Annotated in this window: 16 protein-coding genes and 1 tRNA gene; 16 read left to right on the top strand and 1 reads right to left on the bottom strand. The window is 43.2% G+C overall.

Going from position 1 to position 15,025, the window contains the following annotated elements; all coding sequences use genetic code 11:
• Nucleotides 1-44 precede the first annotated feature (44 nt).
• From dnaG to ACKTT1_RS04835, 8 genes are all read left to right on the top strand, one after another.
• A complete protein-coding gene (gene dnaG / locus ACKTT1_RS04870; RefSeq protein ID WP_412710391.1) occupies nt 45-1,877 on the top strand; it encodes a DNA primase in 1,833 nt (610 codons plus the stop codon).
• Nucleotides 1,878-1,928: 51 nt separating this feature from the next.
• On the top strand, nt 1,929-3,023 hold the full coding sequence (rpoD, locus tag ACKTT1_RS04865) for an RNA polymerase sigma factor RpoD (protein ID WP_412710551.1): 1,095 nt from the start codon (nt 1,929-1,931) through the stop codon (nt 3,021-3,023).
• Nucleotides 3,024-3,052: 29 nt separating this feature from the next.
• A tRNA-Asn gene (locus ACKTT1_RS04860) sits at nt 3,053-3,127 on the top strand.
• A gap of 440 nt (nt 3,128-3,567) precedes the next feature.
• Nucleotides 3,568-4,101, top strand: coding sequence for a dual specificity protein phosphatase family protein (locus ACKTT1_RS04855; protein ID WP_412710390.1), 534 nt, complete (start codon nt 3,568-3,570; stop codon nt 4,099-4,101).
• A gap of 134 nt (nt 4,102-4,235) precedes the next feature.
• Nucleotides 4,236-4,403 (top strand): tyrosine-type recombinase/integrase, encoded by a 168-nt coding sequence (locus ACKTT1_RS04850; protein WP_412710389.1) that lies wholly within the window; start codon nt 4,236-4,238, stop codon nt 4,401-4,403.
• A gap of 61 nt (nt 4,404-4,464) precedes the next feature.
• On the top strand, nt 4,465-4,956 hold the full coding sequence (locus ACKTT1_RS04845; RefSeq protein WP_412710388.1) for a nucleotidyltransferase domain-containing protein: 492 nt from the start codon (nt 4,465-4,467) through the stop codon (nt 4,954-4,956).
• A gap of 172 nt (nt 4,957-5,128) precedes the next feature.
• Nucleotides 5,129-5,578 (top strand): gamma-glutamylcyclotransferase family protein, encoded by a 450-nt coding sequence (locus ACKTT1_RS04840; protein WP_412710387.1) that lies wholly within the window; start codon nt 5,129-5,131, stop codon nt 5,576-5,578.
• Nucleotides 5,579-5,698: 120 nt separating this feature from the next.
• On the top strand, nt 5,699-6,481 hold the full coding sequence (locus ACKTT1_RS04835) for a class I SAM-dependent methyltransferase (protein WP_412710386.1): 783 nt from the start codon (nt 5,699-5,701) through the stop codon (nt 6,479-6,481).
• Between the two features lie 195 nt (nt 6,482-6,676).
• Here the strand turns inward: ACKTT1_RS04835 and ACKTT1_RS04830 are convergent, their stop codons facing one another.
• Nucleotides 6,677-7,900 (bottom strand): IS256 family transposase, encoded by a 1,224-nt coding sequence (locus tag ACKTT1_RS04830; RefSeq protein WP_412710385.1) that lies wholly within the window; start codon nt 7,898-7,900, stop codon nt 6,677-6,679.
• A 461-nt stretch (nt 7,901-8,361) separates the two neighbouring features.
• Between ACKTT1_RS04830 and ACKTT1_RS04825 the strand changes: the two genes are divergently transcribed.
• From ACKTT1_RS04825 to ACKTT1_RS04790, 8 genes are all read left to right on the top strand, one after another.
• Nucleotides 8,362-9,018 carry a hypothetical protein gene (locus ACKTT1_RS04825; RefSeq protein ID WP_412710384.1) on the top strand — a complete coding sequence of 219 codons (657 nt, stop codon included), beginning with the start codon at nt 8,362-8,364 and terminating at the stop codon, nt 9,016-9,018.
• Between the two features lie 198 nt (nt 9,019-9,216).
• Nucleotides 9,217-9,990 (top strand): hypothetical protein, encoded by a 774-nt coding sequence (locus ACKTT1_RS04820; protein ID WP_412710383.1) that lies wholly within the window; start codon nt 9,217-9,219, stop codon nt 9,988-9,990.
• A 44-nt stretch (nt 9,991-10,034) separates the two neighbouring features.
• Nucleotides 10,035-10,538 (top strand): DUF6653 family protein, encoded by a 504-nt coding sequence (locus ACKTT1_RS04815; RefSeq protein ID WP_412710382.1) that lies wholly within the window; start codon nt 10,035-10,037, stop codon nt 10,536-10,538.
• 138 nt (nt 10,539-10,676) lie between these two features.
• Complete coding sequence (gene rmuC, locus ACKTT1_RS04810) at nt 10,677-11,558, top strand: DNA recombination protein RmuC (protein ID WP_412710381.1); 882 nt, start codon at nt 10,677-10,679, stop codon at nt 11,556-11,558.
• Between the two features lie 60 nt (nt 11,559-11,618).
• Nucleotides 11,619-12,947 (top strand): acyltransferase, encoded by a 1,329-nt coding sequence (locus tag ACKTT1_RS04805; RefSeq protein WP_412710380.1) that lies wholly within the window; start codon nt 11,619-11,621, stop codon nt 12,945-12,947.
• Between the two features lie 198 nt (nt 12,948-13,145).
• Complete coding sequence (locus ACKTT1_RS04800; RefSeq protein WP_369017271.1) at nt 13,146-13,328, top strand: MarR family transcriptional regulator; 183 nt, start codon at nt 13,146-13,148, stop codon at nt 13,326-13,328.
• Nucleotides 13,329-13,434: 106 nt separating this feature from the next.
• Nucleotides 13,435-14,412, top strand: a complete 978-nt coding sequence (locus ACKTT1_RS04795) for a TIGR00341 family protein (protein WP_412710379.1) — start codon at nt 13,435-13,437, stop codon at nt 14,410-14,412.
• Between the two features lie 116 nt (nt 14,413-14,528).
• Nucleotides 14,529-15,011 carry a hypothetical protein gene (locus ACKTT1_RS04790; protein ID WP_412710378.1) on the top strand — a complete coding sequence of 161 codons (483 nt, stop codon included), beginning with the start codon at nt 14,529-14,531 and terminating at the stop codon, nt 15,009-15,011.
• Nucleotides 15,012-15,025: the final 14 nt, after the last annotated feature.

Raw genomic sequence — 15,025 nt, 5'->3', positions numbered from 1 at the left:
AGGCCCTGAGGAACACTCAGGGCCTTCAGGTTAGGTGGTTGGGTTTGTTTTTTCCTCAGGAATTCCTTGAAGAAATACGGGAAAAAGTTGATATTGTGGACCTGGTCTCCCAGTATGTGGATTTAAAACCCGCAGGTAAAAACTACCGGGCACTCTGCCCTTTTCACGAAGAAAAAACTCCTTCCTTTATCGTTTCCCCGGAAAAAGGGATTTTCCACTGTTTTGGTTGTGGCGTAGGAGGTAATATTTTTTCCTTCATCATGAAAATAGAAGGAGTGAGTTTTCCGGAGGCGGTTACCATCATTGCTGAAAAGTATGGGGTATCGTTGCCGGAAAGAAAGAGTGATTTTCTTTCCGGAGAAGCGCTGGAAAGAAAACGTCTTCTGGAACTTCACAGAGTCCTGCAACGATTCTACCAAGCTCAACTGGCAAATCCCCAGAGTCAGGAAGCACAGAAAGCAAAGCGGTATCTGCTTGAAGAGCGTGGACTGAAGCTGGAAACAGTAGAGCGCTTTGGTATTGGATTTTCTCCTCCAGAAAGCAGGGCAACATTGAATTATCTCATGAAACAGGGCTTTTCCGGGAAAGAGTTTCTATCAAGTGGAGCAGGGGTCTTGGGCAAAGGAGGCCAACTGCTGGACCGCTTTAGGGGGAGGATAACTTTTGCCCTCCACGATGACCAGGGGAGGATAATCGGTTTTGCGGGAAGATCCCTCTCAGGAGAGACTCCCAAATACGTCAACACCCCGGACAGTCCCGTTTTCTCTAAAGGTAAAACTCTTTATGGGCTCTTTGCTGCCAAAGGATCTATTCGTAGAGCTGGAAAGGCATTGGTCGTTGAGGGATACATGGATTTTTTGACTCTCTACGAAGCCGGAGTGGAAAACTGTGTCGCTTCCATGGGAACGGCCTTCACTTCTCAGCAAGCCTCGCTGTTGCGGAGGTATACCCAGCAGGTGACGCTTTGCTTCGATTCCGATAGCGCTGGAGAGGCAGCCACGCTGAGAGGAGTAGAATTGCTCCGAGCTCAGGGACTTGAAGTCAAAATAGTCCGCATTCCTCCTCCTTTTGACCCGGATTCGCTTTTAAGGCAAAAGGGCAAAGAGGTACTTTTCAAAATTTTGTCTCAGGAAATGTCGTATTTTGATTTTTACCTGGAATTATTACTTAAGCAGCATGGTTATAAAACTGTGGAATCTAAGGTTAAGATTATTCAGGCTTTGGTTCCCTACTTACAGGTTGTGGACGTTATAGAGCGCGAACTCCGCATCAAGCAGCTGGCCAGAACACTTGGCGTAGAAGAATCACTTATTTATAGAGCAGTAGAGAAAGCAACAGGTACTCAGGGCAAAACGGCGGGGAAAAATTCGATATTGACTACCGATTTGAAAGAACCCGGGAATATAAAGGCCGAAAAAATGATTATAAAGAAATTGTTGGAAGATTTGTCTTACCGAGAGAAACTTCTGGAAGAATTTGAGGAAAATGATTTTTCCTGTTCCAATAACCGCCGTTTATGGCGGGCTATAAATACCCTGGCTTTAAAGAAAAAGGATTTTTCTTTTGCCGACCTGGCAGCGGTTTTTATTAATGATTCTGATATGCAACGCCTGATTTCGGAAATAGCCACTCGGGAGGATCTCGAGTTTGGACTGGAAAGAGAAGAAGTAGTTCAGGATCTGGTCAGAACGGTTAAAAAAAATGCGCTTTCTCGACGTCGAAAAAGCACTGAAAGGGAGCTTTCCCGAATATCGACACAACTCTCAAAGAGTACTTTGCCTGAAGAGGAGCGGCGAAAGCTCAAGGCTCTTCTTCAGGACAAATTAAAGGAGTACGACCAAATTCTTAAGAAAGAAAAGGAATCAATAAAAAGTTAAAAAAATAGAAAGGGAGAGGTCGCCTTGGCGTCCAACCGTAAGAAAAAGAATATGTATAGCGAGTACGATGCTTATCCCTCTTCGACCATATCTCCGTTATTGGAGAGCGGCAAAAAGAAGGGGTACATCACTTTTAAGGAGCTGAACGATTTTTTAGGAGACCAGGTAATGGACGTTGACCGTTTGGATGATATCTACAGCACTCTTTCCGACCTGGGTATCGAAGTATCCGACGAAGAAGCGCTTCGCGAAGAAGTAGAAAAAAGCTCCGAGAGCGAGGATCTGCAGTTTGAAGAAATCAAAGGAATAGGGGTCGATGACCCGGTCAAGATGTATCTTAAGGAAATCGGCCAGGTCCCATTACTCACGCCTGAAGAAGAAGTAGAACTCGCCAAAAGAATCGAGCAAGGGGACATAGAAGCCAAGAAAAAGCTCATTGAAGCCAACCTGAGACTGGTGGTAAGCATTGCTAAGCGCTATGTAGGTAGAGGATTGCTCTTCCTGGACTTGATTCAGGAAGGCAATCTGGGACTTATCAGGGCGGTCGAAAAGTTTGACTACCGCAAGGGTTACAAGTTCAGCACTTATGCAACCTGGTGGATACGACAAGCCATAACCCGAGCGATTGCTGATCAGGCAAGAACCATCCGCATCCCGGTACATATGGTGGAAACCATAAACAAGCTCATTCGGGTTTCCAGACAGCTCACCCAGCGCCTGGGTCGAGAGCCCACCCCCGAAGAGATAGCCAATGAGATGGGGATTACGGTTGAAAAAGTCCAGGAAATAATGAAGACCGCCCAGGAACCCTTATCTCTGGAAACCCCAATTGGTGAAGAAGAGGATAGCCACCTTGGGGATTTCATTGAAGATACTGGCGCCATGGCGCCTCCTCAGGCGGCATCTTACACTCTTTTGCGCGAACAGCTGGAGAATGTTTTGAATACTCTCTCAGAAAGAGAACGCAGGGTGCTCAAGCTCCGCTTTGGCCTTGAAGATGGGAAGCCCCACACCCTTGAGGAAGTAGGGCAAATTTTTGGGGTGACCAGAGAACGGATTCGGCAGATCGAAGCCAAGGCCCTGCGCAAGTTGAGACATCCCAGCCGAAGCAAAAAATTGCGGGATTATCTTGACGAATCAGAGTAGACTGGATATAATTTCTCAACGTAGAGCGCTCCTCGGTAGCTCAACGGTGGAGCATCCGGCTGTTAACCGGAGGGTTGCAGGTTCGAATCCTGCCCGAGGAGCCATTGTTTTTTAGGGATTCGTTTTCAAAAAGGCCCCGATCTCTAATCGGGGCCTTTTTCTTGAACAGCAATTTTTGCCGCTTTTAGATACTACCTCACAAGACACGCTATCGGTAAGATTCTCCGTCTACTTTCATCATTGGACAGGATCCTTCAGCAGGGAAGTCAGGGAACATGTTTTTAGCCTGTTCCATGGTCTTTTTGAGTGGAGAAAGGTTTTTTGTATCCTATTCACATAGGATTTTTGCTACATCCCCTTTGCTGTCCAGCTGAACCCAGCTGCTGAACCAATAGGCATCAGAACTTGAGTTAGAGATAGTGCTATAATAATTGAATATCTGAGTTTTAGAAAAAGCAATAAAAATGGGAAAGCGAAATCAGCGGGAAGGGGGGTGCACGAACGAAGTATAGACAAAATTTGAATTGCTGGAGGGGAAAATGTGATGAGCAAGTTTAACTTTGGTCCAGCACGAGAAGGAGAGCAAGTGGTATTTGGAGCTGGGAGACCCGGTCACAATTCAAAGCGTGTGGGTTTGGAAGAAGTTGAAGAATGGGTCTCTTTCATGAAACAACAGGACATTGAAGGTGTTTGTTGCCTTCTTTCGCAAGAAGAACTCGATTATTACGAGATAAACCTTTTAGATTTTTATTGCAAAGAGTTTGGAAAGGCTAATGTCTGCTGGGTGCCATTAGAAGATTACTGTATTTGCAGTTTGGTCAAGTTTAAGAAAGAAATTTTACCCTTTTTAGAGAAAGCGTGCACAAATAACAAGAAAGTTGTCATACATTGCTCTGCTGGATGTGGACGGACTGGACATGTTCTCGCTGCGTGGTTGGTCCACGGACGAGGTTTGTCTGAAGAAGAAGCCCTGGAAGCGGTTAAAAGCATAAGAGGAGTCAACCGGAATCCCTGTGAGGCTCTATCCCGCAAAAACGATGCAAAAGAAGACCTACACGCGCTTCTTAAAAAATCGTGAAGGTACCTTTATTGACGAACATGAGAAATATCAAAGAAGTCGAATTATACACCTTGAGAAAGTTGCTGGTAGCTAAAGTGTAAACAAATGCATTGTCATTTACGAAATAAAACGTCCGAAGAAAAACAGAAAATGTGCATTCTCTAAAGCACAGTTTTATGATGCATCTTCTTAAAAGCAGAGTTGATTCAAGGTACATACAGGAAATACTCGGACACACAAGTAGTAAGACAACGGAAACTTATACTCATGTAAACAAAGTAAGTCCTGCAAAGATAAAAAATATCCATTGGACGGCATGATGGGGTGGAATCATGAGTTCAACTACGAACGATTAGGTAAAATGTTGTCCGAGGTAAGAAAATGATTAAGCCTGAATATCTTTGTGTCCTTCGCAAAATATACGATCGGCTAAAGGGTGAGAATGTGAATTGGGTAGTTACCGGTAGTCTCAGTTTTGCATTGCAGGGTGTTCCCATCGAAATTCACGATATTGACATTCAGACTGACAAGGTAGGAGCCTACGAGATCGAACACCTCTTTTCCGAGTTTGTGAGCGAAAAGGTTAGATTCTCCTCCACAGAAAAAATCCGCTCGCACTTCGGTAGATTAACTATTGATGGAATAAAAGTAGAAATTATGGGAGATATCCAGAAACGGCTTGAAGACGGAAGTTGGGAGAATCCTGTAGATTTGAATAAACACAAGAAGTTTGTAGAGATACAAGGGATGAAAATACCAGTTTTATCCTTAGAATATGAGTATCAGGCATATTTGAAATTGGGCAGGATAGAGAAAGCCGAAATGTTAAGAAAGTGGTTGCATGGGGAGTATGAATCTTCAGACAGTACATAGCCTGACAGCGGATAAAAGACCTCACTACGCTTCATCCAAATTGCTTTCGGCAACTTCTTTTATTCGCAAAACGTTATACTGAAATAATAACGGCGGAAAAAGCACGCATCTTCATAAATGTCAAAACCTTCCCAGTTCTCAAAACTTCGGCTTTAAAAAATTCAGACTGAAATTGTTAAAAGACAATTTTCATATTATAGCCAGCTATAAGTTAGTCAAAAACTGTTACTTCAAAGGCCACTATCAAGTGACCGATAACTGCAGAGCACTGAGCCCCAAAAAGTTCAACAAAGTTGCTTCGAGAAACCCTAACGAGGGTTATGCAAATATAGAAAAGGACGATGAAAGCAGAGTTGAAGGTATCCTTTATACAATTCGGGAATTAGACATAGAAAAGCTCGATAGATATGAGGGATATCCGGACCACTACACAAAGTTGAAGGTAAGAATAAAACTTGATAATGGCAAGGAAGAGGAAGCTATAGTCTATGTTGCGAACCCGAAGCGAGTTAGAGAAGGCTTGAGACCAAGCAGAGATTATCTTCATCACTTATTAAAAGGCTGTGATTTGCTGTCGGAAGAATATCGTGATAAACTCAGAGAGTGGGAGACTTTGGATTAGCCGAATTCTGTGTTTTTCCTGGCAGCAGGTACACAAATTGCTCGCACATTTTACTATGGTTGGGGGTTTAAATTCTCTCGAGGTGCCGAGTGGTATACTTGAGAAACCGGGGGAGTTTACATGAAAAGAACGTCAATTCACGATTTCGACTTAAGCTTGATTTGTGATTATTTTGGAAGATTAGAACGACAGGGACCTGGCAGCCCTGAATCTACTATTAGGGCATTAAGTTTTATTGGTGATATTCCAGACGAAGCAAAAATTGCTGATTTAGGCTGTGGAACAGGTGGTCAAACAACGATCCTTGCACAAAATACGAAAGCCACCATTATTGGGCTTGATATTTGTCCAGATTTTATTGAAAAATTTAACATAAATTTTAAAAGGCTTGGTTTGGAAAACAGGGTAAAAGGTATTGTCGGTTCAATGGATAGCTTACCGTTTCAAAATGAAGAGCTTGATATTATATGGTCTGAGGGGGCTGTCGCCAGTATAGGATTTGAAGAAGCCTTAAATTATTGGAAAAGGTTTCTAAAAAGGGGCGGCTATATTGCTGTAACATATGAATCATGGTTTACCGATGAGCGACCCGTCGAGATTGAAGAGTTCTGGCTTGATGCTGTTCCTAAAATGAGCACAATAGAGCATAATATTTCATTGATGCGAAGAGCCGGTTATCGTTTTGTTGCTGCATTTGCATTACCCGAAGAGTGCTGGACAGACACCTATTTTATGCCACAAAAAACAATACAAGGAGCGTTTTTGGAAAAACATACTGGGAATAAAGCTGCAGAGGCTTTTGTCGAATACATGAGGTATGAAGCGGCTCTGTATTCTAAATACAAGCACTATTACGGATATGTTTTTTATATTGGTAAAAAATGTGAGACACCGTCATTATAATTAATGATTAACACATACAGAAGCTGTGTAATGTAAATGGTACATAGCTTTGGAACATTATACTGAAAGGTTAGTGAGAAAGATAAAACAATATACTTTGGCGGAAGTAATATCTATAGTGTCAACATTGAATACAAGGACGCAATCTTAGGGTCTGTCAAGTTTTTTGTGTAAACCCCTTAATTGGTAACTAGTTTAGAGGTAAGGCTCAATCCTTTCTTTGAACAGAATTATCAACTGGGATAGAATCAGTCCCCAGTTTTTCACTGACACTGTCCACTTTTCGGTCACATCCATGGTGACCAGGTACAGGATCTTGATAAGGGCATCGTCATTGGGAAGCGCCGCTTTGCTTTTAGTTGCTTTTCGCAGTTGGCGGTGAAAAGCCTCGATGATGTTGGTTGTGTATATCAACCTCCGTATCTCGGGAGGATAATTGAAGCAGGTGGACAACTCGTCCCAGTTTCTAATCCAGGATTTTACCGCCAACGGGTACTTGGCTTGCCACTTGTCTTCTAGAGCTTGCAAGGCGCTGAGAGCTTCTTCCTGGTTCACTGCCTTGTAAATGGCTTTGAGATCTTTGACAAACTGAGAACGGTCTTTGTAGCTGACGTAACGCACAGAGTTTCTTATCTGATGGACTACGCATTTTTGCACTTCTGCTTGAGGAAAGATGGCTTTGATGGCCTGGCTTATCCCGGCAAGGTCGTCAGCCGAGATAATCAGTATATCCTCAACTCCGCGGTTTTTTATGTCGCTTAATACCGACAGCCAGAACCTGGCACTTTCGGCTTCGCCAATCCATATACCCAAAACATCTTTCCGGCCGTCAAGATCGATGCCTATTACTACGTAGGCTGCTTTTTTAACAACCTGGCCGTCTTGCCGCACGCTGTAGTGCACTGCATCAATGAAAATGAACGGGTATATCGGCTGCAAAGGCCTGTTCTGCCACTCCCTGACAACCGGAAGTATCTTGTCTGTAATGCTTGATATCAGGGATGGCGAGGCGTGAACCCCGTATATCCTTTCCAGGTGCTCCTGTATGTCGCGGGTGCTCATTCCCTTGGCATACATGGACAGTATCTGGTCTTCTATGCTAGAGATATCTCTCTGGTATTTCTTGACTACTATCGGCTCGAATTCGCCGTTACGGTCGCGGGGAACGCTTATCTCTAAGGGTCCAAGTTCAGTCTTTACCTTCTTTTTGCTGTGACCGTTTCTTGCGTTGTCTGTCTTTTTGTTGCGGTAGTCATAGCGGCTGTAGCCCGGTTCGTTTTCGAGCTCAGCTTCTAACATTTCTTCGATGAGCTCGCCCATGAGGGACTTAATAGCGTCCTGGGCGTCTTGGGCCGTGACCAGGTTGTTCTCTTTGATGAACTCTCGAAGCTGTTTTCTTAATAGTTTTTCCTTTTTCATTTTCATAACCCCCTTGGTAAAAGTTTATCTTTTTCCCAAAGGGGTTTACACAGTTTATTGTACAGTCCCCAATCTTATTAGAGAAGAAATAGTTGGTATTTACACTTGTATATTGCGGAGATTTGCCGAATATTGTAAATAGTTTGATAACATAGACTTTGAACAGCTTGCTTTTTAACCCCCCTTTTCTTAAGTTCCATGCAACCCACTGCATGTTACCACATAATGTTATAATTATTTGAAGCGAGGGGAGTAATGCGATAGGTATTTTATTGAGAAGCGTTCAGCTGACAATTGCTTCTGGACATCTCAACCGGGGAAAGAGCCTCCCAACCATTTCGAGCAAGTTTTCATTGTCCGCTTGAATTCTAAGCAGCAATTTACCCCAGAAGCCAGTGCTTGTGTGTCCCTCACTTTTCATTAAACGTTTTGTCAAGAAAGATCGAAAGGAGATGCATAGCATGAAGGGTAAACGTGCGTGGTCACTGCATGGCTCATCAAAAGTGGTTGCTTGCGCATTTGGTTTGCTGGCAGGGTTGGGAGGTATTACTCATGGAATTGGAGAAGTTTTGCAGGGTAATGTAGTCCCGGAGAAGCTTTGGATATACTCCTGGGCCACAGGGCCCATTGCCACCAACATGGGGGGTGAGCCGGGAATAACCATTGTTCCCAATTTCCTCATAACGGGAATTCTCGCCATTGTCGTCTCTGCAATGGTCATGGTCTGGTCGGTTGGTTTTATCAAGGATAAAAGAGGAGGGTGGATATTGATAATTCTTTCCATCACTATGCTCCTTGTAGGTGGAGGTGTTGGACCTCCTATCATTGGTGTCCTGGCAGGCGTGGCCGGGCTCGGGGCTAACACTCCGCCTTACTGGTGGCGCAAACAACTTTCTCCCAACTCCCAGCGTTTTCTTGCTGTGCTATGGCCCTGGTTTTTTGGCGCTGGCATGATAAACGGTGTCTTTCTGACAATCGGCTCGCTCATCCTGGTATACTTTTTTGATCTGAACAACCCGGACTTGTTCACCAACAGCTTCTTTCTGATGGTTGTTCTTTTAATCCTGATGATTTTTACAGGACGCGCTTACGATCTTCAGAAAAACCGAAATGTGTAACCCGTCTGAGAAGAAAAAGTCCACAATTTTAAAGCCTCATCACTCTTTGCAAAGGACACCGGAAGAGTTTTTCTTTTCTCCCATCGCTTTTCGACTGAGTACCATTCACTATGGAAGAGAGATATCACATTAAGCTGATATTTTGAAGGTGAAGAGCAGTTTATCGACTTTCACTAAAAATTCAGGAGGGGAGAGAAAATGAAGGCGAATAATCAATCTGCTGATAACAAAAAGACCAACTCGACTGCCCAAAGTGTGTGTAAACTTGGCTTCTGGACTGCAATTTTCGTAATGCTCCTCGCTATGGCAGCCATGGGTATCGCTACCACCACTGCCCCTGCGCGGTCAGGACCATACTGTCAGGTGATGGTAAAGATGGGGGTCCTTGACTCGTGCATCACATACCCTTACACGGATGTTGCTGAATTCGTGCCTGCGGAGTATATATGGATGTATCCAGCATCTATACTTTCCTTGCTTTTCATCATACTGGTTGCATGTATCCATTACTTTGCTGATAGAAAAGCATTCAGCCAAATCGCGTTACACTTTGCCACTCTCTCTGCAGTCATGCTTTTCATGAACTACTTTATTCAACTTGCAGTTATGCAACCCAGCTTGCTGAAAGGAGAACTCGAAGGACTTTCTCTGTTTTCGCAATACAACCCGCACGGGATTTTCATAGCCCTGGAAGACACTGGCTATCTAACAATGGGTGTAGCATTTTTATTCGTTGCTCTTTCCTTTGAAGGCCACAGTAGACTGAAACGGGTTATAAAATTTGTTTTTGGTATAAGCTCTGTTTTATTGATTTGTTCTCTCGTTGTTCTCGCCTCAATATATAGAAGTGACCTTGAGTATAGGTATGAGGTCTTTTCTATAACAGCTTGCTGGATTACACTAATCATTGCAGGACCACTTATAAGCGTCTTTTTCAAGCAAACTAAGAGAAAATGGGATACTGTAGCTTGAAGAGAAGCCTAACAGTGTAAGTGTAATAGAGGAGGGTGGGAAACATGACGATTGAAGAGAAAATAGCGAGTTTCTTCAAATTAACAGACCAAAACTGGATGCGACATGCCAATCCCTGGAGTGTGTGGACCAGATATACAGTGTTACCTGCAATTGTTCTGGCTTTCTGGAGCCGAGCTTACCTCAGGATGTGGTCACTCATACCCATTGCGGCTTCAATCCTCTGGATGTTTCTCAATCCCGTAATTTTTGGAAGACCAAAATCTACTAAAAACTGGGCTTCAAAATCTGTTCTTGGAGAACGCGTTTGGACCAACAGAGACAAAGTGGAAATACCAAAACATCACCAAACCCTTCCCAAAATCCTCAATGGCGTTTCCTTCGCAGGAACACTGTTAGTAATTTGGGGCATGATAACGCTTACTATATGTCCAACAGTGCTGGGCATATCCTTAACTTACCTTGGAAAGAGCTGGTTTTTAGATAGAATGGTCTGGCTTTATGAAGATATGAAACATTTACCAGAATACAAGCAGTGGCTCTATTGAATACACACAAAGAATTGGTAGGTTTTTGGTAAAGATAGCAAAATGTTTCACCGGTATCCTATTTTAATCTAACTGATAGTGGCAGTTTCTTTTATTCTGTGATTTTGAGGAAACGTTTTGGAGGTGAGGGGAAAAGCAATGACGGAAGTGCTACTTGGAATTATTTTGTTTCTTTTGATCTTGCTGGTGTTTGTTCTTCTGAAAAAAACCAGGGTAGAAACTCAAGATATAGAAAGCGCGATTTTCAGAGTATGGAAAGAATCAGGACTGAGCGATAAAGTAGGGGAGGTAGCTACTTATGCAAGAGAAATAAAGGAAATCCATACCTCGATTGAGCAAATGTTACGCGTGCCTGTTGAAAGAGGAGCTTTTGGCGAAATGGCCTTAGAAACAATCCTTTCGGATCAGTTACCTCCAAATATGTTTGGGATTAGAGAAAGAATTCTTGACGGTAAGATTCCTGACGCGCACATTAAGTCAACAGTGGGTATCATCTGTATAGATTCCAAGTTTCCGCTGGATAATTACCGAAAAATGATGGAAAGCAACGACTCAGAGGAAAGAGAAAATTACAAAAGGCAGTTTTTAAAAGACTCAAAAGCACACCTGGAAAAGATAGCAAACGATTATGTTTGTGTTGACAAAGGTTCCGCGGACTTCGCTTTTGCGTACATACCTTCGGAGAGTGTCTACTGGTTTCTGGTGAACGAAGCCTTTGAAATGCTTCGGAATTACACAAAAAAGGGCGTGCAGGTAGTATCGCCGTTGACTCTGTCTCATAAAATTGAGCTTATCAAAGCTGGTGTTAATGCAAAAAAGCTTTCTGAAGGAGCAGAAAGAGTCAAAAACGCTATCGTCAAACTTTCCAGACAGTTTGAAAGTGTTGATGAGGCGTGGCGAGTGCTTTATAAAACACATCTCAAAAATTTGATGGGGAAAGCAGAAGAATTAGACGAGGCCTATAGGAAGTTGCGTGAGGAATTCGAAAAGACGGCTAACCTCTGGGAAGCAGAGGGTTAGCACTGAGTTGTACAAGTGGTCAAGCTCCATTTTGTTTTGGATAAGGGGGTAGAAATTTGAGTGAGAGCAAACTCAACTACTGAGTACATCAAAGCAAAAGAAAGCTTTTATTCTTTGCCGGTATGGAAATTCTCCTTTCTGGACCGAAGCTGTCTTTCCATGATAATCCGGGGCATATGGATATTCGATTCCCAACTGGACATAGAAAACATGAAGGAAGGATTGAAAGAACTGCTCGGCTACTACCCACATCTCTCCGGTAGGATAAAGGATGGTATTGGCGTTTATCTCACCAATCAGGGAATCCCTTTTACAGTGGTCAATGAACCTGGAATTTCTCTGCATAGCCTGCAAAAAAGTAAAGATAGCGATCTAATAAAACATTTTTCTACTCCACTTGCAACATCCAGAATAAAACGAGGTATCGATCCTTTATTAACTGTGAAAGTTGCAAGGCTTAGGGATGCTTCTGTTTTAGGCGTACAGTGCGCTCATGCCTGTATGGATGGACGTAGTTTCTACACCATGATGGAAAACTGGGGGAAGATTTGCAGAAAAGAAGATTTTGAGAAGCCTCTTCTGGATCAATCGCTCTTCCCTGGGCCAACGGTTCTCAGTAAAGAGGAAATAAAGCAACTTGCAGTTAGCTCTGGGTGGAAGAGTATATCCACCTTTTCTTTTATCACCAGAGTTTTGCCTAAATTTGTTCTGGGTACGGTGAATAAAAGAAGCCGACCTTTTTATTTTTCTAAAAAAGCCTTGGCAGAGATCAAAAACCGGATAGCCCAAAAGATGGGCCATCAGGTTAGTACTAATGTCGCGCTTTCTGCTTTGCTTTCCAAAATGTGTATGAAGCTCTATGGTTACAGTCACACTACAGAATGTGTTCAGTTAACTGTCGTCGACTGTCGATGCCGTCTTGCCAGCCTTCCAGCAAACTTTGTAGGAAATGCCTCGGTAGTCGTTCCAACCCCTTCTTTCCCTGGAGATGCAAGCATAGAGGAGATAGCCTTGGTTATAAGGAATACGCTGAAGCCAATCCTCCAGAACCCTTCCAGAGAACTTGAGAGATTTTTAGAACTAACCCTTAATGTATTTTCGCACCGCCTGCCTCTGTTCCCCTTTGATGTAACAGCTATGTATTCAAAGAAGCCAACTGTGTTTCATATTAACAATTTTTCCAGGTTCCCCGTTTATAGGATCGACTTTGGTTCAGGAAAGCCAAAGGTCGTAATTCCATCTGACCTTGCTAATCCAATTTTTATATGGAATGCCCCACCCCAAAAAGACGGAGTGGAAGTCTACTTTTCAGGGACGTTAGCCTGTACTATTGCCAGGTTGAAAGAGAGCGACCCCTGGATGAAGGAGATGCAGCAATACTCCCTGTAAAACTTAAACTGAAATCAGATGTTCTTTAAAACCCATTCCAGATACAAAAAATGCGTACGATAATATAAGCTGTTAAAGTGGATGTCGGATGCCCTTATGAGAAGGGAATTTGGCCGGACATATTAGTTTATAATTAGTTTAAAATCGTCTCGAAGGATATCCGTCGTCTTATAAAATTTGTAAAGGAGGCGTTGTTCGGTGCAGGAGAAAGAAAAGGCAGTTCTTGACTTCATGAAAAACCATGGGAAACCGGTAAGGCCTGGAGATATTTCCAAAGCCACAGGCATTGATAGCAAGGAAGTGAGCGCCATAATCAAAAAACTGAAGGAGGAAGGAAAAATTTATTCGCCAAAAAGGTGCTACTATGCACCACAGGAATAAGCTTTAATCCCCTTTGATTTGTCCCGGTTTCAGGTGTTAATGACTGAAGATTAAAAAGGGAGGCCGTTATTTGAATTTAGGAGGCTTTTTCTGTGCGTAACAATCGATGAAAAAGGTAACTGTTAGAGCCCGGAAGGAGGACTTTCCAGACCTCTCCAGAATAAAGTCTCTCTTTAAGGATGCCGTTTGCTTTTTAGAGGAAAGTAACGGAGCAGTGCAGATGGTGTTTTATGTACCAGACGAGGAACTCAACAAACTGGTTGATACCCTGCAGGAATCCATGGACCTCCGTTACAAACAGGTGTTGCTTGAAGTATCGTCTCCCGACTTTGTGGTTTCTTCGTTTCTCAAAAAAGCAGAAAAGAAATTTAAAACGGAAGAAGAGACACCCGTTGAAAAGCTCATTGACGAGACCAAGCGCTATATCAAGCTGGATTATGGCAAAATAATTCTCACTTCAATTGCTGGGATAATAGCTCTCACCGGTCTTTTTATGAACAATGTTACCGTTATTATTGGAGCGATGCTCCTTTCTCCTCTGCTGGGGCCAATATATGCATTTGCGGTGAACACTGCAGTTGGAAAAATTGAGTATGCATTCAGAAGTCTGGCAAATCTGCTTGTTTTAGTGTTGATAGCCATTCTTTTTTCCTGTTTGATAACCCTGGTAATTTCTGCTTTCGTGAACCTTGCTTTGACTCCTGAAATTCTTACCAGAATGGATTCAAGTCATATCAATATTTTTACAGCTATACTTCTTGGTTTTGCCTCAATGTTCGCTTTTTCTAAGGGGATACCAGAAAGCACTGCTGGTGTTGCTATCGCTGCGGCGTTGTTACCTCCTGCGGTGGTAGTGGGAATAATGCTGGTTAAGAATTTTCAGGAAATCCTGAGCCCTCTTACCCTGATGTTCGAAAACATAGTTGGACTCATGGTGGGAGGCCTTGTAGCAACCCTGGTTCTGAACATAGGGCCACGCAGGTATTACGAGAAAGTGGTAGCGAAGAAATTTATAACCAGGACTTTGTGGTTTCTGATTTCTCTGGTGGGAATACTGTTTTTGCTCTCCATTTTTAGGAGGTGAAAACTGGTCCAGGCAGCCAAACACCAAGCCTTGTATGGCTATTGCTTAAAGAGGCTTTTTTTTCGAAAACAAAGTTTGTTATACTGTTTTTTTGATGCGCAAGGGGGGGGAAGTTCATGATTAAAAAACGAAAATCCTGGCGGGAAAAGCTCGCTGATAAAAAAGACCTTCCCAAAATAGTGCAGGTTAGTGGTAAAGTAGCTGCCCGCTGGGGTGCACGACCTGGCGATACCATGGTAATACCCTCACCACTGGAAGTTGATGAGGTGATGCGAAAAGTCCCTCTGGGGAAAGTGATAATCATCAACCAGATCAGGCAGTTCCTTGCTAAAAAGCATGGGGTGACTATTGCCTGCCCGATAACCACCGGGATTTTTGCCTGGATTGCTGCTCATGCTTCTGAAGAGGCGAAAAACGAAGGGGAAGAAAATACCACTCCTTACTGGAGGACTCTCAAAGCGAACGGTGAGATAAATCCCAGGTATCCCGGAGGGGTGGAACACCAGAAAAGGCTTCTTGAGGACGAAGGACACCAGGTGATAAAGAAAGGTCAAAAATATCTGGTAGCCAATTACGAAAAAAACCGGTTTGAAATCTAAAGCCAAGAGGGCAA

It is taken from the genome of Atrimonas thermophila (genome assembly GCF_045864955.1).
GTDB classification, from domain to species: Bacteria; Atribacterota; Atribacteria; order Atribacterales; family Thermatribacteraceae; genus Thermatribacter; species Thermatribacter velox.
Note: the sequence above shows the minus strand (reverse complement) of the source record. Positions and strands in the feature narration are given on the sequence as shown.

Coding starts and splice junctions, on each gene's coding strand:
- rpoD (WP_412710551.1), top strand. CDS start 1,929: ATGTATAGCGAGTACGATGCTTATCCCTCTTCGACCATATCTCCGTTA.
- ACKTT1_RS04855 (WP_412710390.1), top strand. CDS start 3,568: ATGAGCAAGTTTAACTTTGGTCCAGCACGAGAAGGAGAGCAAGTGGTA.
- ACKTT1_RS04845 (WP_412710388.1), top strand. CDS start 4,465: ATGATTAAGCCTGAATATCTTTGTGTCCTTCGCAAAATATACGATCGG.
- ACKTT1_RS04835 (WP_412710386.1), top strand. CDS start 5,699: ATGAAAAGAACGTCAATTCACGATTTCGACTTAAGCTTGATTTGTGAT.
- ACKTT1_RS04830 (WP_412710385.1), bottom strand. CDS start 7,900: ATGAAAAAGGAAAAACTATTAAGAAAACAGCTTCGAGAGTTCATCAAA.
- ACKTT1_RS04825 (WP_412710384.1), top strand. CDS start 8,362: ATGAAGGGTAAACGTGCGTGGTCACTGCATGGCTCATCAAAAGTGGTT.
- ACKTT1_RS04820 (WP_412710383.1), top strand. CDS start 9,217: ATGAAGGCGAATAATCAATCTGCTGATAACAAAAAGACCAACTCGACT.
- ACKTT1_RS04815 (WP_412710382.1), top strand. CDS start 10,035: ATGACGATTGAAGAGAAAATAGCGAGTTTCTTCAAATTAACAGACCAA.
- rmuC (WP_412710381.1), top strand. CDS start 10,677: ATGACGGAAGTGCTACTTGGAATTATTTTGTTTCTTTTGATCTTGCTG.
- ACKTT1_RS04795 (WP_412710379.1), top strand. CDS start 13,435: ATGAAAAAGGTAACTGTTAGAGCCCGGAAGGAGGACTTTCCAGACCTC.
- ACKTT1_RS04790 (WP_412710378.1), top strand. CDS start 14,529: ATGATTAAAAAACGAAAATCCTGGCGGGAAAAGCTCGCTGATAAAAAA.